At 70.1% G+C, this 16,995-nt stretch carries 20 protein-coding genes and 1 riboswitch; of the genes, 11 read left to right on the top strand and 9 right to left on the bottom strand.

Annotated elements, in window-relative coordinates:
- The first annotated feature begins 7 nt into the window (after positions 1-7).
- Positions 8-133, top strand: a riboswitch (cobalamin riboswitch).
- The 3 genes from FHR72_RS17780 to FHR72_RS17770 all read left to right on the top strand — a co-directional run bounded on the left by FHR72_RS17780 (position 111) and on the right by FHR72_RS17770 (position 1,714).
- Positions 111-326 carry a CbtB domain-containing protein gene (locus tag FHR72_RS17780; protein ID WP_472670819.1) on the top strand — a complete coding sequence of 72 codons (216 nt, stop codon included), beginning with the start codon at positions 111-113 and terminating at the stop codon, positions 324-326. It overlaps the preceding riboswitch by 23 nt.
- 26 nt (positions 327-352) lie before the next feature.
- Complete coding sequence (locus tag FHR72_RS17775; protein ID WP_183470483.1) at positions 353-1,150, top strand: CbtA family protein; 798 nt, start codon at positions 353-355, stop codon at positions 1,148-1,150.
- A gap of 6 nt (positions 1,151-1,156) precedes the next feature.
- Positions 1,157-1,714, top strand: a complete 558-nt coding sequence (locus tag FHR72_RS17770; RefSeq protein WP_183470481.1) for a histidine phosphatase family protein — start codon at positions 1,157-1,159, stop codon at positions 1,712-1,714.
- 65 nt (positions 1,715-1,779) lie between these two features.
- Here FHR72_RS17770 and FHR72_RS17765 read toward each other — a convergent pair whose 3' ends face one another.
- Both FHR72_RS17765 and mhuD read right to left on the bottom strand, forming a co-directional pair.
- Positions 1,780-3,141 carry a serine hydrolase gene (locus tag FHR72_RS17765; RefSeq protein WP_183470479.1) on the bottom strand — a complete coding sequence of 454 codons (1,362 nt, stop codon included), beginning with the start codon at positions 3,139-3,141 and terminating at the stop codon, positions 1,780-1,782.
- Positions 3,116-3,445, bottom strand: a complete 330-nt coding sequence (gene mhuD, locus FHR72_RS17760; protein ID WP_183470477.1) for a mycobilin-forming heme oxygenase MhuD — start codon at positions 3,443-3,445, stop codon at positions 3,116-3,118. The genes FHR72_RS17765 and mhuD overlap by 26 nt, the downstream gene beginning before the upstream one ends.
- 24 nt (positions 3,446-3,469) lie before the next feature.
- On the opposite strand from mhuD, the gene FHR72_RS17755 reads away from it, so the two are divergent.
- Positions 3,470-4,240 (top strand): alpha/beta fold hydrolase, encoded by a 771-nt coding sequence (locus FHR72_RS17755; protein ID WP_183470475.1) that lies wholly within the window; start codon positions 3,470-3,472, stop codon positions 4,238-4,240.
- Here the strand turns inward: FHR72_RS17755 and FHR72_RS17750 are convergent.
- Positions 4,214-4,465, bottom strand: coding sequence for a hypothetical protein (locus FHR72_RS17750; protein ID WP_183470473.1), 252 nt, complete (start codon positions 4,463-4,465; stop codon positions 4,214-4,216). The genes FHR72_RS17755 and FHR72_RS17750 overlap by 27 nt on opposite strands.
- A 72-nt stretch (positions 4,466-4,537) precedes the next feature.
- Here FHR72_RS17750 and FHR72_RS17745 point away from each other — a divergent pair, with 72 nt between their 5' ends.
- Complete coding sequence (locus tag FHR72_RS17745; protein WP_183470471.1) at positions 4,538-5,512, top strand: GlxA family transcriptional regulator; 975 nt, start codon at positions 4,538-4,540, stop codon at positions 5,510-5,512.
- 12 nt (positions 5,513-5,524) lie between these two features.
- Here FHR72_RS17745 and FHR72_RS17740 read toward each other — a convergent pair whose 3' ends face one another.
- Complete coding sequence (locus FHR72_RS17740; protein WP_183470773.1) at positions 5,525-6,394, bottom strand: iron-sulfur binding domain-containing protein; 870 nt, start codon at positions 6,392-6,394, stop codon at positions 5,525-5,527.
- A gap of 28 nt (positions 6,395-6,422) precedes the next feature.
- Between FHR72_RS17740 and FHR72_RS17735 the strand changes: the two genes are divergently transcribed.
- Both FHR72_RS17735 and FHR72_RS17730 read left to right on the top strand, forming a co-directional pair.
- Positions 6,423-7,043: a carbonic anhydrase gene (locus FHR72_RS17735; protein ID WP_183470469.1), complete on the top strand. Its 621-nt coding sequence runs from the start codon at positions 6,423-6,425 to the stop codon at positions 7,041-7,043.
- Between the two features lie 56 nt (positions 7,044-7,099).
- Positions 7,100-7,882 carry a hypothetical protein gene (locus FHR72_RS17730; RefSeq protein WP_183470467.1) on the top strand — a complete coding sequence of 261 codons (783 nt, stop codon included), beginning with the start codon at positions 7,100-7,102 and terminating at the stop codon, positions 7,880-7,882.
- 2 nt (positions 7,883-7,884) lie between these two features.
- Here FHR72_RS17730 and disA read toward each other — a convergent pair whose 3' ends face one another.
- From disA to FHR72_RS17715, 3 genes are all read right to left on the bottom strand, one after another.
- On the bottom strand, positions 7,885-9,006 hold the full coding sequence (disA, locus tag FHR72_RS17725) for a DNA integrity scanning diadenylate cyclase DisA (protein ID WP_183470465.1): 1,122 nt from the start codon (positions 9,004-9,006) through the stop codon (positions 7,885-7,887).
- A 27-nt stretch (positions 9,007-9,033) separates the two neighbouring features.
- Entirely contained in the window at positions 9,034-10,449 is a 1,416-nt protein-coding gene (gene radA, locus FHR72_RS17720) for a DNA repair protein RadA (RefSeq protein WP_183470463.1), read from the bottom strand.
- A gap of 86 nt (positions 10,450-10,535) precedes the next feature.
- Positions 10,536-11,129 (bottom strand): copper chaperone PCu(A)C domain-containing protein, encoded by a 594-nt coding sequence (locus FHR72_RS17715; RefSeq protein ID WP_183470461.1) that lies wholly within the window; start codon positions 11,127-11,129, stop codon positions 10,536-10,538.
- 271 nt (positions 11,130-11,400) lie between these two features.
- Here FHR72_RS17715 and carD point away from each other — a divergent pair, with 271 nt between their 5' ends.
- From carD to rlmB, 4 genes are all read left to right on the top strand, one after another.
- Positions 11,401-11,889 (top strand): RNA polymerase-binding transcription factor CarD, encoded by a 489-nt coding sequence (gene carD, locus FHR72_RS17710; RefSeq protein WP_183470459.1) that lies wholly within the window; start codon positions 11,401-11,403, stop codon positions 11,887-11,889.
- 9 nt (positions 11,890-11,898) lie between these two features.
- A complete protein-coding gene (ispF, locus tag FHR72_RS17705) occupies positions 11,899-12,375 on the top strand; it encodes a 2-C-methyl-D-erythritol 2,4-cyclodiphosphate synthase (RefSeq protein WP_183470451.1) in 477 nt (158 codons plus the stop codon).
- Positions 12,376-12,471: 96 nt separating this feature from the next.
- Positions 12,472-13,890, top strand: coding sequence for a cysteine--tRNA ligase (gene cysS, locus FHR72_RS17700; protein ID WP_183470449.1), 1,419 nt, complete (start codon positions 12,472-12,474; stop codon positions 13,888-13,890).
- On the top strand, positions 13,890-14,831 hold the full coding sequence (gene rlmB / locus FHR72_RS17695) for a 23S rRNA (guanosine(2251)-2'-O)-methyltransferase RlmB (protein ID WP_183470447.1): 942 nt from the start codon (positions 13,890-13,892) through the stop codon (positions 14,829-14,831). Before cysS ends, rlmB begins: the two co-directional genes overlap by 1 nt.
- On the opposite strand, the gene FHR72_RS17690 is transcribed toward rlmB, so the two are convergent.
- Both FHR72_RS17690 and FHR72_RS17685 read right to left on the bottom strand, forming a co-directional pair.
- Positions 14,828-16,063 (bottom strand): SLC13 family permease, encoded by a 1,236-nt coding sequence (locus FHR72_RS17690; protein ID WP_183470446.1) that lies wholly within the window; start codon positions 16,061-16,063, stop codon positions 14,828-14,830. The two genes, rlmB and FHR72_RS17690, sit on opposite strands and share 4 nt — an antisense overlap.
- Entirely contained in the window at positions 16,054-16,968 is a 915-nt protein-coding gene (locus FHR72_RS17685; RefSeq protein ID WP_183470444.1) for an MBL fold metallo-hydrolase, read from the bottom strand. Before FHR72_RS17685 ends, FHR72_RS17690 begins: the two co-directional genes overlap by 10 nt.
- Between the last annotated feature and the right edge of the window lie 27 nt (positions 16,969-16,995).

The following is a 16,995-nucleotide window of genomic DNA, read 5'->3' as shown; positions in this document are numbered from 1 at the left end:
GGACAGCGGAATCTGGTGGAATTCCAGAACGGTCGCGCCACTGAGACAGTCAGACCCGATGTCCGTCGCCTCTCTCACTGGGACGCGACATCCCGGAAAGGAAATCGGACATGACTTCTCCCGAGGCCGGCACGACGCGCGCAGGCGCCATCGACTTCTCCGGGACCAAAGCCGCGGTGTGGCTCTCGCTCACCGCGTTCTTCGCGCTCGTGGTGCTGTACTTCATCGGCATGGACCAGGGTGCGACGTCGGTGTTCGGCAGCAACACCTACATCCACGAGTTCGTCCACGACGCCCGTCACCTGCTCGGTTTCCCCTGCCACTGATCAGCGGCAGCGAGGGATAACAGAACATGGAGAAACAGATCATCTGGCGCGGCCTTCTGGCCGGCGCCGCCGCCGGCGTGCTCGCATTCCTGTTCGCGCGGATCTTCGTCGAGCCGCAGATCGAGCTCGCCATCGGCTATGAAGAGGGGATCGGCGCCGCCCACGAGTCGATCGAGGCCGCGGCCGGCGTCGCGGGACACAGCCACGGCGAAGGCGGGGGATTCACCCGGGCCGTGCAGATGAACATCGGCATGGGTCTGGGCGTGCTGCTGTTCAGCCTCGCGATCGGCGCGCTGTTCGCAGTGGTGTTCGCCGTCGCCTACGGCCGGGTCGGGAACATCTCGGCGCGGCTGACGTCGCTGTACGTCGCCGGCGGCATGCTGCTCAGCCTGTACATCGTGCCGTCGCTGAAATACCCGGCGAGCCCGCCCGCGCTGAGCCTGGACGAGACCATCCGGCAGCGCACGCTGCTCTACCTCGCGGTGGTCGTGCTGTCCGCTGCGTTGTTGGTGGGTGCGGTGTACCTGGGCAGGCGCTGGGCGGCCACGCTGGGTGCCTGGAACGCCACGCTGGCGGCTGCGGGCGCCTACGTCGTCGCGGTGGCCGTGGTGATGCTGGTCCTGCCGACGATCGACGAGACCCCGGGTCCGCTGGTCGACGACAACGGCGTCATCGTCTACGAGGGGTTCCCCGCGGATCTGCTCTACGACTTCCGGCTGTATGCGCTCGGCACGCAGATCGTCGTCTACGCGACGATCGGTCTGGTGTTCGCGACGCTGGTCTCGCGTCTGCTCGGCGATCGGAAGCACTCGCTGGCCGGATGAGATCCGATGAGTGAGGTCGTCCGGCTGACCCTCGTGTCACACGCCATGACCGATGCGATGGCAGCCGGACGATTCCCCACCGACGAACCGGTGAACGAGCTGGGCCGCTCTCAGATCGAGGCGGTGGACCTCGCCGCAGTCGGTGCGGAGCGCGCGATGTGCGGACCGGAGTCCCGCACCCAGCAGACCGCCGAACTGCTCGGCCTGACGCCGGTCATCGAATCGGGGCTCTCCGATCTGGACTACGGCCGATGGCGCGGCGACTCGCTGGGCCGGGTGTCGCCCGCCGACATGACGGTCTGGCTGACGGACCCGGCGCAGGCGCCGCACGGCGGGGAGTCGGTGGTCGACCTCGTGTCCCGGGTGGGTCAGTGGATGGAATCGCTGACGTCCGAGCACATGCGCGTCGTGGCGGTCACGCACCCGGCGGTCGTACGGGCCGCGGTGCTGGTCGCGTTGGACGCGCCCCCCAGATCGTTCTGGCGCATCGACGTGGCGCCGCTGAGCCGCACCGTGATGCACTTCCGCGGCCACGCGTGGACACTGCGGTCGAACCGCGCATAGATGAGGCGGTCGAACCGCGCATAGATGAGGCGGTCGAACCGCGCATAGATGAGGCGGTCGAATCCCTAGTTCGGGACCAGGTCGAAGGTCTGCCTCGCGATCGACATGAGCCACGCCGCAGCGGTCTGGCTGCGGAACTCCGGCCAGTTGGACTGCAGACTCACCACCCACGGCTGACCGGACCTGTCCACGGCGTACCAGCTGAACGTCAGGTCGCCGGGCAGGTTGCCCGCCTTGGCGCCGATGTAGGGCCACTCGGTGCGATCGAGATCGATACCCGGCACCGCCGACAGGATGTCCTTGACCGGCGCCGCCTCGCCGACCGCGCCCTTCTGCAGCGCCGCGTGCAGCCGGCAGATGTCGGCGGCACTGCCGTACCACTCCGCGCCGATGTCCGAGGCCGGCATGTGCGTCTTCTTCGGATCCGGCTCGTAGGGCCGCGAGTTCGTCTGCTGCAGCAGTTGTGCCCGGCCCTGCGGCGAGGCCTGCTTCCACTGCTCGCGCAGGTCCGGTGTGCCCCAGCCGACCGAGAACAGTTCGTGCATCGTCGGGAACGGCGTCATGCTCGCCGGATCGTGGTGCCCGGCCTCGACCAGCGCCCGTTCGATGGCGCCCGGCCCCAGCCGCTCGATGAGCAGGTCCGTGGCCATGTTGTCGCTGGCCGAGATCATCTGCTGCGCGGCGTCGCGGACGCTGATCGTGGACCCGGGATCGAGTTCGTCGAACCCGGAGGAGCCGACGGCTTTGGCTTCCTCGGTGATCAACAGGGTGTCGGTCCACTCCAGCGTGCCGGCCTTGACGGCGTCGGCGACCGCGAGCAGGACGTACAGCTTGAAGATGGAGGCCAGCGGCAGCGACATCTCGGTGTTGGAGCCCGCGACCTTCACGCACTTGCCGTCGTCGACCTTGGCCACCTGGTAGGAGTAGCGCGCGCCGGTCTTGGTGATCTGCTCGTCGATGTCGGACCACTGGTCGATCTCCGGCGGGACGAGGTCGACGGTGAACCGGTCGACCATGCCGGCCTCGTCGGTGCGCAGGTGGATGGTCTGGGCGACCCCGTAGGACGTCAGCACGTCGAGGGTCGCGTAGCCCGCGCCGACCTCGACGTCGGTGACCGTGAACGGCCTGTCCCACCAGATCCGGTCGAGTGTCACGCCGACGTGTTCGACGAGTTCGGGAGCCGCCAGCGTGCGCACGCCGACCTCACCGATCGGCCAGTCGCTGTTGAGCATGTCCATGGTCTGTTTGGCCCGCAGACCCTGCGGTGTGTTGATCTGGATCGGCACGCCGTAAGCGGCGTCAGCGGGTGCTGGACGTGTGGCGGCACACCCGCTGGCCAGGGCGACGACGGACAGCAGCGAGACCGCGAGGGTTGCCGCTGGGCGCCGGGCCCCGGCCGCCTCACGCCTGGCTGTCAGTCCCCGCAACGTCGAGTACGACTTCGAATTCGAGAAGCGATGCGCCTTTGGCGACGGGGTTCTTGCGTTCGCCGGCGTGCGCTTCGATGGCGGGTCCGTTCGCCCAGGCCTGGAACGCCTCCTCGGACTCCCACTGGGTGACGACGAAGTAGCGGTCCTCGCCCTTGACGGGGCGAAGCAGCTGGAAGCCGAGGAAGCCCGGCTGGTTGTCGACCGCGTGCGCGCGATGCGCGAACCGCTTCTCCAGCTCCGGACCGGCGTCGGGCGGAACCTCGATGGCGTTGATCTTCACCACTGGGTTGTTGGTGGACATGGCGCTCAGGTTACCGTGCCTGCAATGCCCACTGACCTGCTGACCCAGCGCGGCGGCGCGGGCCGCCCGCTGGTTCTGGTGCACGGCCTGATGGGCCGCGGCACCACCTGGCCGCGACAGGTTCCGTGGCTGTCCCGGCTGGGACGCGTGTTCACCTACGACGCGCCGTGGCACCGCGGACGGGAGGTCGCCGACCCGCATCCGGTCTCCACGGAACGCTTCGTCGCCGACCTCGGCGAGGCCGTCGAAACGCTGGGCGAGCCGGCGATCATGGTCGGGCACTCGATGGGCGCGCTGCACTCGTGGTGTCTGGCGGCGGCCCGCCCGGAGCTGGTGGCCGCGGTCGTCGTCGAGGACATGGCCCCCGACTTCCGGGGCCGCACCACTGGGCCGTGGGAGCCGTGGGTGCACGCGCTGCCGGTCGAGTTCACCAGCGCCGACCAGGTCTTCGCGGAGTTCGGTCCGATCGCCGGCCAGTATTTCCTGGAGGCGTTCGATCGGATCCCGACCGGGTGGCGTCTGCACGGGCACCCCGCGAAGTGGATCGAGATCGCTGCGCAGTGGGGGACCAGGGACTACTGGGCGCAGTGGGAGGCGGTGGCGGTGCCCACCCTGCTGCTGGAGGCCGGTGTCGGCGTGACCCCGCCGGGCCAGATGCGCCGGATGGCCGATACGGCGCGCGCGGCGACGTATCTGCACGTGCCCGGGGCGGGTCATCTGCTGCACGACGACGCCCCGGGGAAATATCGGGACGCGGTCGAGGCGTTTCTATCGACGTTCACCCGAGGCGCTTGAGACGGGCCAGCTCGGCTGCTCCTCGAATCGCGTGCGGATGGCGTCCACGTCGTGTTGCACTCGGTAGGAGTCGCGGTCGTCGAACAGTCTGCCGGTCATCGGAGCCGACCAGCGGAACTGGTCGAGGTGCACGCGCAGGACGCCGGAACGGTGTGCGGCCCAGCTCAGGAGCGCGGCAAGGGCGAACGGGGCGATCAGGATCAGGAAGGCCAATGCGGTACTCATGGCAGTAATGCTGCGTCTGAGAAATATCCCGCCAACAGTGGCAGAAGCGACAGCTGTCGATAAGATGCTGCCATGGCGTTGAGAAGCGTATCGGTGCTCGTGCTGGACAACCTCGCGGTGTTCGAGTTCGGCGTGATCTGCGAGGTCTTCGGCATCGACCGCGCCGCAGACGGGGTCCCGAACTTCGACTTCAAGGTCTGCGGGCCCGAGGCGGGCAAGCCGCTGCGCACCTCCGTCGGCGCGACGATCATCCCCGACCACGGGCTCGACGACCTGATCGGCGCCGACCTGGTCGCCATCCCGGCGATCGGCGGTTCGGAGTACCTGCCCGAGGCGCTCGACGCGATACGGCGCGCCGCCGAGTCGGGGTCGATCATCCTGACGGTCTGCTCGGGGGCGTTCGTCGCCGGCGCGGCCGGGCTGCTCGACGGCCGCCCGTGCACCACGCACTGGATGCACGCCGACGAACTGGCCCGTCTGTACCCGACGGCGAAGGTCGACCGCAACGTGCTGTTCGTCGACGACGACAATCTGATCACCAGCGCGGGAACCGCGGCCGGCATCGACGCATGCCTGCACCTGGTGCGCCGCGAGATGGGCAGCGAGGTGACGAACACGATCGCCCGCCGGATGGTGGTGCCGCCGCAGCGCGACGGCGGGCAGCGCCAGTACATCGACCAGCCGATCCCGGTGAAGTGTTCGGAGCGCTTCGCGCCGCACCTCGACTGGATCCTGGCCAATCTCGACAAGCCCCACACTGTGACGACCCTGGCGCGCCGCGCGCACATGTCGGGGCGCACCTTCGCGCGCAGATTCGTCGAGGAGACCGGCCGCACGCCGATGCAGTGGGTGACCGATCAGCGTGTGCTGTTCGCGCGCCGCATGCTCGAAGAGACCAACCTCGACATCGACCGCATCGCCGAGCAGTCCGGCTTCGGCACCGCGACGCTGCTGCGCCACCACTTCCGGCGCATCATCGGCGTGACGCCGTCGGACTACCGGCGCCGCTTCAACTCCTCCGAGCCCGAGGTCGCCGGCATCGCCTGACCGACGAGACGCTCAGTCGCCTTCGCCGCACAGCGCGAACCTGCCGTCGACGGTCTGCTCGACCAGACCGTCGACCAGTAGCGAGTCCAGAGCCCGGTCCCGCTGGGCGGTGTCGGTCGTCCACGCGAGGTCGAGCTCGGCCCTGGTGACCGGAGAAGCGTTGGCCCGCAACACATCCAGCAGACGTCCGCGCACCTGGCGGTCCGTGCCGGCGTAGCGCTGCGCCCGCTTGGCGGGCCCGGTGCCCGCGGGGTATCCGCGACGGCGCCACTCGCAGTGTCCCAGTGGGCACAGCCCGCAGCGCGGGTTGCGCGCCGTGCACACCGTGGCCCCGAGCTCCATCAGCGCGATCGAGAACTTCGGCGCGGTGTCACCGTCGGGCAGCAGCGCTGCGACGTCACCGAGATCCCGGGCCGACGGCGACCCGGCGTCGTGCAGTCCGTGCACGGCGCGCGCGACCACCCGCCGCACGTTGGTGTCGACGACGGGCACCCGCTGGCCGTAGGCGAAGCACGCGATGGCCCGTGCGGTGTAGGTCCCGATCCCGGGCAGGGACAGCAGGGTGTCGACGTCGTCGGGCACGACGTCGCCGTGCTCGGCCGCGATCACCGAGGCGCACTCGTGCAGGCGCTTGGCCCGCCTCGGATAGCCGAGTTTGCCCCATGCACGGAGCACCTCGGCGGCGCCGGCGGCCGCGGTCGCCGACGGGGTCGGCCAGCGCGCGATCCACGCCAGCCAGATCGGCTCCACGCGGGCGACGGGTGTCTGCTGGAGCATGAACTCGCTGACCAGGATCTGCCACGCCGAGACACCGGGCCTGCGCCACGGCAGGTCCCGCTGGGCGCGGTCATACCACGCGTTGAGCTCCCTCGGATCGATCATGCCGAGCTGCTGGTGCACAATGACGGCCATGCCGAACACCAATCCGTTGACCGCGTGGAAAGCACTCAAGGAGGGTAACGAGCGCTTCGTCGCCGGGCAGGCGCTGCACCCCAGCCAGAGCATCGAACATCGGGCCAGCCTCGCCGCCGCGCAGAAGCCGACGGCGATCGTGTTCGGTTGCTCCGACAGCCGCGTCGCCGCCGAGATCATCTTCGACCAGGGTCTCGGCGACATGTTCGTCATCCGCACCGCCGGGCACGTGATCGACAGCGCCGTGCTGGGGTCGATCGAGTACGCGGTGCAGATCCTCAACGTCCCGCTGATCGTCGTGCTCGGCCACGACAGCTGCGGCGCCGTGGGTGCCACGCTGTCGGCCCTCGACGACGGCGCGGTGCCCCCCGGCTACATCCGTGACGTGGTCGAGCGCGTGACGCCGTCGATCCTGCTCGGGCGCCGCGACGGCCTGTCGCGTGTCGACGAGTTCGAGGCCAGGCACGTCACCGAGACCGGCAAGCAGTTGCTGGAACGCTCCGCGGCCATCGCCGATGCGGTGCGCGAGAACCGGCTGGCGATCGTCGGGCTGACTTACCACCTGTCCGACGGCCAGGTCGTGCTGCGCGACCATATCGGTGACATCGGCGAAAGCTAGGCGACACGCCGGGCAACCTCGAACAGGGCGGCGTGACCTGCCCTTACCGTGATGTCGTGCTGGATCTGGAACCGCATGGGCCGCTGCCCAGGCAAATTTACTGGCGACGCAGGGCGCTCGCGCTCGGCGTCGCGGTGCTGGTCATCGGCATCGTCGCCGCAATCGTGACGGTGGTCGTGCTGAACACCAGAAGTACCGAGCAGCCCACGGCGAACGAATCCCCGGCGCCCGCGGGCCAGGCCGCCGCCCCGACGCCGCTGCCCGGGGAGAACCCCGACATCAAGTCGCCGATCCAGCCGCCTGCCCAGCAGGCGCCGCCGCCCACGGCGACGCCGACAGCCGCCGTGGTCCCGCCGCCGATCCTCAGGGAGGGCGACGACTGCCCGGATTCGACCCTCGCGGTCAAGGGCATCACCAACCAACCGCAGTTCATCGTCGGTGACCAGCCGAAGTTCACGATGGTCGTCACCAACATCGGGCTCGTCGCGTGCCAGCGCGATGTCGGCGCCGCGGTCCTGGCCGCCTACGTCTACACCCTGGACAACCAGCGCCTGTGGTCGAACCTGGACTGCGCCCCGTCGAACGAGACGCTGATCAAGACGTTCCAGCCCGGCGAGCAGGTCACCACGGAGGTGACCTGGACCGGAATGGGATCGGCCCCGAACTGTCCGCTGCCGCGGCAGCCGATCGGGCCGGGCACCTACAACCTCGTGGTCCAGCTCGGCAACCTGCGCTCCGCGCCGGTGCCGTTCATCCTCGCCCAGCCCGCGCCGGTTCCGCCGGGCGCCGGGGTGGGACCGCCGCCGGGGCCGGTGCCGGCACCCGCGCCCGTGGGCTGACGTCAGGCGAGCCGGTCGGCGATCGTCGACTCGGCGAGCTGCGACAGGCCCTCCCGGATGTGGCGGGCCCACATCGAGCCGATCCCTTCGACCGACTGCAGATCGCTGGCGCTCGCGGCCAGCAGCCCCTGCAGCGAGCCGAAATTACGCACCAGCAGGTCGACGTGGGCGAACTGCAGCCGCGGAATGCCTGCCATCGCACGGTATCCCCGTGAGCTCATGGCCGAGTCCTGTGCTTCGGCGGTGGAGGGGTAGCCGAAAACCCTTGCCAGGGTAGTGAAGTCGAGCAGCTCCCCGTCTGAGAGGCCGTCGAGTTCCTCCAGGGTCGCTGTCACCTGCGCCGACGTCGGCGGGTCCGGGTTGGCGTGGTAGTCACGCACGATGAGCTCGCGGTCGGTCTCGTTGTCGCCGACGAGCTCGTCGAGCTGGAGCTTGAGCTGACGTCCGTCGGTGCCGAGTTCGACGACGTCGGAGTCGATCTCGAGGCTGATGCGGCGGACCATCTCGAGGCGCTGCACGACCGTCATCACGTCGCGCAGGGTCACGAAATCCTCGATCTCGGCGGTGGAGAGCTGCCTGCTGACCTCGTCGAGGCGCGTCTTGTAGCGCTCCAGGGTGTCGATCGTCTGGTTGGCCCGCGACAGGATGGTGGCCGACTCCGGGACGACGTGCCGCTCCCCGGCGACGTACACCGTCACGATGCTCATCGAGTGGCTGACCGAGATCACCGGGTAACCGGTCTGGATCGCGGCGCGCTCCGCCGAGCGGTGCCGGGTGCCGGACTCCTCGGTCGGGATCGACGGATCGGGCACCAGCTGGACGTTCGCCCGCAGGATGCGGCTCCCGTCGCTGGAGAGCACCACGGCGCCGTCCATCTTGGACAGTTCCCGCAGCCGGGTCGGGGCGTAGCGCACGTCCAGGGAGAAGCCGCCGTCGCAGATCGCCTCGACGCTGTCGTCGTAGCCGATGACGATCAGTGCGCCCGTGCGGCCGCGCAGGATGCGCTCCAGGCCGTCGCGCAGTGGTGTCCCGGGTGCCAGGCGTGCGATGGTCTCCCGCAGCGTCGGTCGGGTCATCGGTACGACCGTGCGCGCGGTCCGGCCCGTCGACGACTTCACGGCCACATCTTCTCCACGTTCTCCGGGGACCGGCTACATGGAGCTGTGCCCGGCGCTGCCCTGGTTCGCGTCATTCTGGCTGATCCGCCGCAGTACCTGCAACGCCGAGGTGATGTTGTCGGCCTGCAGCACCGTCAGGCCCGGCGGCGCGGTCACGGCGCCCGACGGCACCACCGCGCACGTGAAACCCAGCCGGGCGGCCTCGGCGAGCCGCTTGTCCATCCCGGTGACGCGCCGCAGATCGCCCGCGAGCCCCACCTCGCCGATCGCGATCGCGGTGGTGGGCAGAGCCAGGTCGGTGTAGGCCGAGGCGATGGCCAGCGCAACGGCCAGATCCGAGGACGAATCGGTCAGCCGCATGCCGCCGACCGTGGACAGGTAGATGTCGTTCGTGCCGACGGGCAGGCGGGCGCGCTTCTCCAGCACGGCGGTGATCATCGCCGCGCGGGAGGAGTCGATGCCGCTGACCGCGCGCCGCGGGCTGCCGCTGGCCGAGGCGCCGATCAATGCCTGCACCTCGCCGATCATCGGTCGTTTGCCGTCGAGCGTGACTGTCACCGCGGTCCCCGAGACGGCCTTGGGCCGCTGGTCGAGGAACAATCCCGACGGGTCGGACACGCACTCGATTCCGTTGTCGTGCAACAGGAAACAGCCCACCTCGTCGGCGGCGCCGAAGCGGTTCTTCACACCGCGCACCATCCGCAGCGACGACGCCCGGTCACCTTCGAAGTGCAACACCACGTCGACGAGATGCTCCAGCGAGCGCGGCCCCGCGATCGCCCCGTCCTTGGTGACGTGACCGACCAGCAGCATCGCCACGCCCGTCGTCTTGGCGGTCATCGTCAGGGCGGTGGTGACCGCGCGGACCTGGGTGACGCCGCCGGTGACCCCGTCGGCCTCGGTGGTCGACATCGTCTGCACCGAGTCGACCACCACGAGGCTCGGCTGCACCGCGTCGATGTGGCCCAGCGCGGTCTGCAGGTCGGATTCGGCGGCCAGGAACACCTCGTCGTGGGTGCACCCCGTCCGCTCGGCGCGCAGACGGATCTGGCCCGCGGACTCCTCGCCGGACAGGTAGAGCGCGCGGCGACCTGTGGACGCCCAACGGTGGGCGACCTCGAGCAGCAGCGTCGACTTGCCGACCCCGGGGTCGCCGGCGAGCAGTGTGACCGAACCGGGAACGACCCCGCCGCCGAGCACGCGGTCCAATTCGCTGATGCCCGTGTGGAAATGGCGGGTGGTGCCCGGGTCGATCGAGCTGATCGGCACCGCGGGGGAGGCGGGTGCCACGGCGCGGCGGGTTCCGGTACCGCCGATGGCGGTCAGCGCCACCTCGTCGACGGTCCCCCAGGTGCCGCAGTCAGAGCAGCGGCCCACCCATTTCGGCGTGACGTGATGGCACTCAGAACACCGATACTGCGAACGTACTTTCGAATTTGTCCGGGCCACGCGCTGACGGTAACCGCCGGGACCGACAGATCCTCGCTGCCCGGCGGCCGTGTCGCCGCGGGCGGGGGCGGGGAGGTCTGCGGTGTCTAGTGCCCGCCGCCCGAATGCCCGCCGGAACCGCCGGCCTCGGCGCCGGCTTCCTCGCGGCGCGGCTGCTCACCGGCCGAGATCGGCACCGGGATGGTGGTCTCGCCGGCGTTCTGGAAATTGAAGGTGAAGTCGTAGGTGAGACCGTTGGTGATCGGCTTCGAGAGCGTGATCTTGGCTTCTGCGGCATCGGCGGGCTCGACGGCCGAGAGCGGGGTCTGCTGCCCGTCGGCGGTGCCGACCACGAGGACGCCGTTGACCGGGACGTCGCCACCGCCGGTCAGCGTCACCCGGCCGATGTCGGAGGTGATGGAGACGAGCTTGTCGGCGACGTCGGCCGAGGTGTTCGCTGCGACGAAGATCAGCTCGGCTTCCATGCCCGGTTCGACGTAGTCGGTCGTCTGGTTCGCGCGGATGTGCACGTTGCGCAGCGCGATCGGCCCGGCTTTGCCGCTCGTGCCGTTGACGGCCGGCTCCTGGGTCGCGGTCTGGGCGACCTGACCGGCACTACAGCCGCTCAGCACGACAGAGGCGCCCACCGCGCACGTCGCCAGGGCGGCGAGGACAGATGAGCGCCGTTTGAAGGGGTTCACTGGGGCCTCCTGCTCGGCCTGAAGGGCGACGTGGCGTGCCGGGTCCGGGCGGTCCCAGCGGTTCGACTATGCAGAGTAGTAGGTCGTGGATGCGGGCGGTAGCGGAGGGCCGGGGGAGCCGGACAACCGTCCGGAATCGCGCCCCGCGATGCACGGATTCCCGGGTGTGTCAACCCCTAGTGTTCGTCGACTGTGCCCCTGACCTGCATCGTTGATCCGCCCCCGGTAGCGGCCCGTGTTAACATCGAAGGGTGAAAGGGGCTCGAAACTGATGATTTTCAAGGTCGGAGACACCGTCGTTTATCCACACCACGGCGCTGCGTTGATCGAGGCGATCGAAACCCGGACCATCAAGGGCGAGCAGCGGGAGTATCTCGTCCTCAAAGTGTCGCAGGGAGATCTCACCGTTCGTGTTCCCGCAGATAACGCCGAGTACGTGGGTGTGCGTGATGTCGTCGGGCAGGAGGGCCTCGACAAGGTTTTCCAGGTGCTGCGCGCCCCCCATACCGAAGAGCCGACCAACTGGTCGCGGCGGTACAAGGCCAACCTCGAGAAGCTGGCCTCGGGTGATGTGAACAAGGTCGCCGAGGTCGTTCGCGACCTGTGGCGTCGCGATCAGGAGCGCGGCCTGTCCGCCGGCGAGAAGCGGATGCTGGCCAAGGCGCGTCAGATCCTGGTGGGCGAGCTCGCGCTCGCCGAGAACACCGATGACGCCAAGGCGTCGACGATTCTGGACGAGGTTCTTGCCACCGCCTCCTGAGGGCGGTAGATGAACTTCCGCGTCGGTCTCGGGACCGACGTCCATCCGATCGAAACCGGCCGTCTGTGCTGGCTGTTGGGTCTGTTGTTCGAGGACGCCGACGGTTGCGCAGGACATTCGGACGGAGATGTCGCCGCCCATGCCCTCTGCGACGCACTGCTGTCGGCAGCGGGTATGGGCGATATCGGCGAGGTCTTCGGTACCGGCCTGCCCCAGTGGCGCGGCGTCAGCGGCGCCGACATGCTGCGGCACGTCCATACGATGCTCACCGCGCAGGGTCTGACCGTCGGCAATGCCGCGGTGCAGGTCATCGGCAACCGCCCCAAGGTCGGTCCACGGCGCGCCGAAGCCCAGGAGCTCCTCTCCGGGCTGCTCGACGCGCCGGTGTCGGTCTCGGCGACGACCACCGACGGCCTCGGACTGACCGGGCGCGGCGAGGGGCTGGCGGCCATCGCCACGGCGCTGGTGATCACCCGCGACCACTGACGAGCGCGTGCGCGAGGAGTCGACGACCATGGATGAGGGTCAGGCACCTTCGGGCCGGTAAGCTGGCCCGTCGTGACCGAACGCCAACCAGCTGTCATGCGGCTCTATGACACGTTGTCTGGCGGCGTGCGCGATTTCGCGCCCCTGCGGCCCGGCCACGTCTCCATCTACCTGTGCGGCGCGACCGTGCAGGGTCTGCCCCACATCGGGCATGTCCGCAGCGGTGTCGCCTTCGACGTCCTGCGCCGCTGGCTGACGGCCAAAGGCTTCGACGTCGCGTTCATCCGCAACGTCACCGACATCGACGACAAGATCCTGAACAAGGCCGCCGACGCGGGCCGCCCGTGGTGGGAGTGGGCCGCGACCTACGAGCGCGCCTTCACCGCCGCCTACGACGCGCTCGGGGTGCTGCCGCCGTCGGCCGAACCCCGCGCGACCGGCCACATCACCCAGATGGTCGAGCTGATCGACCGGCTGATCGACCGCGGGCACGCCTACGCCGGTGACGGCGACGTGTACTTCAGCGTCGCGACGCTGCCGGACTACGGCAAGCTCTCCGGGCACCGCGTCGAGGACGTCCACCAGGGCGAGGGCGCGGCGACCGGGAAACGCGACCAGCGGGACTTCACCCTGTGGAAGGGCGCCAAGCCCGGTGAGCCGTCGTGGCCGACGCCCTGGGGGCGGGGACGGCCGGGCTGGCACACCGAATGCGTCGCGATGTGCGAGGCCTACCTCGGCGCGGAGTTCGACATCCACGCCGGGGGCATGGATCTGGTGTTCCCGCACCACGAGAACGAGATCGCCCAGGCCGAAGCCGCCGGCGACGGGTTCGCCCGCTTCTGGCTGCACAACGGGTGGGTCACCATGGGCGGCGAGAAGATGAGCAAGTCGCTGGGCAATGTGCTGGCGATTCCCGCTGTGCTGCAACGGGTTCGGGCTGCCGAGCTGCGCTACTACCTGGGTAGCGCGCACTACCGGTCGATGCTGGAGTTCTCCGAGACGGCCCTGCAGGACGCGGCGAAGGCCTACAGCGGCATCGAGGATTTCCTGCACCGGGTGCGCAATCGCGTGGGAGCGGTGGTCCCGGGCGAGTGGACGCCGAAGTTCGGTGCGGCACTCGACGACGACCTCGCGGTGCCGATGGCGCTGGCGGAGGTGCACGCCGCCCGCGCCGAGGGCAACCGCGCGCTCGACGCCGGTGACCACGACGCCGCGTTGACGCACGCCATGTCGATCCGCGCCATGATGGGCATCCTGGGCGCAGACCCCCTCGACGAGCGGTGGGAGTCGCGCGACGAGACGTCGGCGGCGCTCGCCGCCGTCGACGTCCTGGTGCACGCCGAGGTGCGCCGCCGCGAGGACGCCAGGGCCCGGCGCGACTGGGCGGAGGCCGACGCCATCCGGGACCGCCTGAAAGAGGCGGGCATCGAGGTGACCGACACCGGCGACGGTCCCCAGTGGTCACTGTTGGAGGGGTCTGACAAACGGCCGGAGTTGGACGGAGCGGACAAGTAATGGCAGGCAACTCTCAGCGGCGCGGGGCCGTGCGCAAGGCGGGCACCAAGAAGGGGCCGACAGTCGGCTCCGGCGGTGTGCGCAGGCGTGGGCTCGAGGGCCGCGGCGCGACGCCCCCGGCCCACGAACGTCCCCACCATCCGGCGGGCAAGCGCGCCGCCAAGGCCGCGCGGCAGGCCCAGGGCCGCCACAAGAAGACCGACGACACCGAGGTCGTGCTCGGGCGCAATCCCGTGGTGGAGTGTCTGCGTGCGGGGGTGCCGGCGACCGCGCTGTACGTCGCGCTGGGCACCGACGCCGACGAGCGTCTCACCGAGTCGGTGCAGATGGCCGCGGACCGGGGGATCTCGATCCTCGAAGTGCCCCGCCACGACCTGGACCGGATCGCGGCCAACGGCATGCACCAGGGCATCGCCCTGCAGGTTCCGCCCTATGACTACGCACACCCCGAGGACCTGCTGAGACAGGCGAAAGCCGACGGGGCGGGCCCACTCCTGGTGGCGCTGGACAACATCTCCGATCCCCGCAACCTGGGCGCCATCGTCCGGTCGGTGGCGGCGTTCGGCGGTCACGGTGTCGTGATCCCGCAGCGGCGGTCGGCGTCGGTGACCGCGGTGGCGTGGCGCACGAGCGCCGGGGCGGCGGCCCGGATCCCGGTGGCGCGGGCCACCAATCTGAACCGGACCCTCAAGCAGTGGGCCGACGCGGGGCTGCAGATCGTCGGTCTCGACGCCGGTGGCGACGCCACGATCGACCAGATCGACGGCGAGGGACCGATCGTGATCGTGGTGGGGTCCGAGGGCAAGGGTCTGTCGCGGCTGGTCCGGGAGAACTGCGACCACATCGTCTCGATCCCGATGGCGGGGCCCACCGAGTCGCTGAACGCCTCGGTCGCGGCCGGCGTCGTGCTCGCCGAGGTCGCCCGGCAGCGCAGGGGTTAGAGCCCGGACAGTTCCGTCCAGGCCCACAGGCCGAGCACCGCGGCGACCAGCACGGCCGGCGTGGTGCACAGGCCGACCCGGCTGAACTCACCGAACCCGGCTTTGAGGTCGCGCCGGACGACGCTGCGCCACAACAGATTCGCCAGGGAGCCGACGTAGGTCAGGTTCGGGCCGACGTTCACGCCGATCAGCACGGCCAGCACGGCGGCGGGCCCGGCGGGTGCCACCAGCGGCAGGAGCACCAGGACGGCGGGCAGGTTGTTGACGACGTTGGCCAGGAGCGCGGCCACGACGGCGATGCCCAACAGCGCGGGCAGCCCCCCACCGTCCGGGATCACATGGTGCATGGCGGCCTCGAGTCCGTTGCGCATCAGCGCGTCGACCACGACGCCCAGGCAGAGCACGAAGGCCAGGAACGGCACGTCCAGGGCTGCGGCGATCCGGTGCACCGTGGTCCTGCGGGTGGCCAGGGCGCGGACTCCGAGGGCGACGGCGCCGGCGAGCGCGGCCCACGCCGGGGAGAGCCCCAGCAGCGAGGTGACGGCGAAACCGGCCAGCGTGAGTGCGAGGACGACCAGCGCGAACAACGGGAACTCCAGTGGCTCCGGCGTCGCGGCCCGCTTCGGCTCGACGGCCAGATCTTTGGCGAAAAGCCAACGCAGCAGGGCGAACTCGACCGCGATCGCGGCCAGCCAGGGCAGTGTCATCGCGGCGGCGAAGTGCAGGAAGGACAGGCCCGCCGCGCTGAAGGCGAGCAGGTTGGTCAGGTTCGAGACCGGCAGCAGCAGCGAGGCGCTGTTGGCCAGATGGGCGGTGGCATAGGCGTGCGGCCGTGCCGGCACGGCCAGCGTCCGCGCGGTGGCCAGGACGACCGGGGTCAGCAGCACCACGGTCGCGTCGAGGCTCAGGATCGCGGTCACCGCCGCGGCGATGACGAAAACCGAAGCGAGGAGCCGGTTCTGGCCACCCGAGGTGGTCCGGGCCATCAGCGCCCCGGCGGCGTGGAAGAGCCCCTCGTCGTCACAGAGCCGGGCGAGGACCAGCACCGCGGCCAGGAATCCGACCACGGGGGCGAGTTCGGCTGCCTCGTTGAGTGCGTCGCGCCACGAGACGGCGCCGACGGCGACCACCAGGACGGCCGCCACGACCGCGACCACGGCCTGGAAGCGGGGGCGCAGCAGCGCGACACCGAGCACCGCGACCAGGGCCGCGATCGAGACGGTCAGCTCCATGGATCGGTGCGCTGCCACAGCGTGGGCAGGTGCAGCCCGACACCGTCGTCGGCGGCCAGGCGGCTCAGCACCCGCATCGACGCGTCGAGATCGTCGGCGGCGAACGGCAGCGCTCTGAGTGGCTTGTGCAGCGGCCGGAAGAAGTCGTCCCAGTGGATGAGCACGACGGTGCGGGCGCCGACCGTGCGCACGGTCTCCGACCAGTAATCGGGCAGATAGCGCTCGGGCTGCAGCCCCAGCTGTCCGACTCCGAGATAGACGACGTCGGCCCGCTCGCCGGCCAGCGCACCCGGGATGAACCCCGCGCTGCCGACGACGAGCAGGGCACGGCCGCTGGGGCGGTGCCGGATCAGCGTCGACCAGGCCTCACCGCACCGGTAGGCCGAGGCCCGGGCGGGCGGGACCACGGGTTCAGTGATGACGCCCGGGAATCGGTCCGGGGGGCAGTGCGACCCTTCGATCAGCGTGAGGTCGAAGGCGCCGACGCGCAGCTCCTCACCCGGCGCGACGACGTCGACGCGGTCCAGTCCCTGGCCGCGGCCGAGGTGGGCCGCCGACCGGCCGCCCACCAGACGCGCCCCGGTGAGACGGGCGACCTCGGCGGAATCCATCGCGTGGTCGAAGTGGGTGTGGACGGGCGTCACGGCGTCGAGTCGCTGCACGCCCAGGCGCGCCAGCGCGGCGTCGATGCGGGGCCGCGACGACGCCAGTGGACGCGTGGCGACGGTGAGCAGGCCCGGGCGGGAGAAGAACCCGTCGGTCATCACCGCCGACGTGCCGTCGTCGACGAGCAGGGTCGTGACGCCGGCCCACGAGACCGTCAGCGGAGCGTCGGGGGCAGCGGGGGGCAGGTCGACGTAGCTGGAGTAGGCCCCGAGATCAGGCCGCCCGGGCTTCAGACGCATGACGCCACCCTAGGCACCGGCCGCAGG

The sequence above is a fragment of the Mycolicibacterium iranicum genome (genome assembly GCF_014190915.1).
Classification (GTDB): Bacteria; Actinomycetota; Actinomycetes; order Mycobacteriales; family Mycobacteriaceae; genus Mycobacterium; species Mycobacterium iranicum_B.
This window is presented reverse-complemented; position numbering and strand designations above follow the sequence as displayed.

Coding starts and splice junctions, on each gene's coding strand:
- rlmB (WP_183470447.1), top strand. CDS start 13,890: ATGGCAGGCAACTCTCAGCGGCGCGGGGCCGTGCGCAAGGCGGGCACC.
- FHR72_RS17685 (WP_183470444.1), bottom strand. CDS start 16,968: ATGCGTCTGAAGCCCGGGCGGCCTGATCTCGGGGCCTACTCCAGCTAC.
- FHR72_RS17780 (WP_472670819.1), top strand. CDS start 111: ATGACTTCTCCCGAGGCCGGCACGACGCGCGCAGGCGCCATCGACTTC.
- carD (WP_183470459.1), top strand. CDS start 11,401: ATGATTTTCAAGGTCGGAGACACCGTCGTTTATCCACACCACGGCGCT.
- FHR72_RS17745 (WP_183470471.1), top strand. CDS start 4,538: ATGGCGTTGAGAAGCGTATCGGTGCTCGTGCTGGACAACCTCGCGGTG.
- FHR72_RS17740 (WP_183470773.1), bottom strand. CDS start 6,394: ATGATCGATCCGAGGGAGCTCAACGCGTGGTATGACCGCGCCCAGCGG.
- cysS (WP_183470449.1), top strand. CDS start 12,472: ATGCGGCTCTATGACACGTTGTCTGGCGGCGTGCGCGATTTCGCGCCC.
- FHR72_RS17770 (WP_183470481.1), top strand. CDS start 1,157: ATGAGTGAGGTCGTCCGGCTGACCCTCGTGTCACACGCCATGACCGAT.
- mhuD (WP_183470477.1), bottom strand. CDS start 3,445: ATGTCCACCAACAACCCAGTGGTGAAGATCAACGCCATCGAGGTTCCG.
- FHR72_RS17735 (WP_183470469.1), top strand. CDS start 6,423: ATGCCGAACACCAATCCGTTGACCGCGTGGAAAGCACTCAAGGAGGGT.
- FHR72_RS17750 (WP_183470473.1), bottom strand. CDS start 4,465: ATGAGTACCGCATTGGCCTTCCTGATCCTGATCGCCCCGTTCGCCCTT.
- FHR72_RS17755 (WP_183470475.1), top strand. CDS start 3,470: ATGCCCACTGACCTGCTGACCCAGCGCGGCGGCGCGGGCCGCCCGCTG.
- FHR72_RS17775 (WP_183470483.1), top strand. CDS start 353: ATGGAGAAACAGATCATCTGGCGCGGCCTTCTGGCCGGCGCCGCCGCC.
- ispF (WP_183470451.1), top strand. CDS start 11,899: ATGAACTTCCGCGTCGGTCTCGGGACCGACGTCCATCCGATCGAAACC.
- FHR72_RS17690 (WP_183470446.1), bottom strand. CDS start 16,063: ATGGAGCTGACCGTCTCGATCGCGGCCCTGGTCGCGGTGCTCGGTGTC.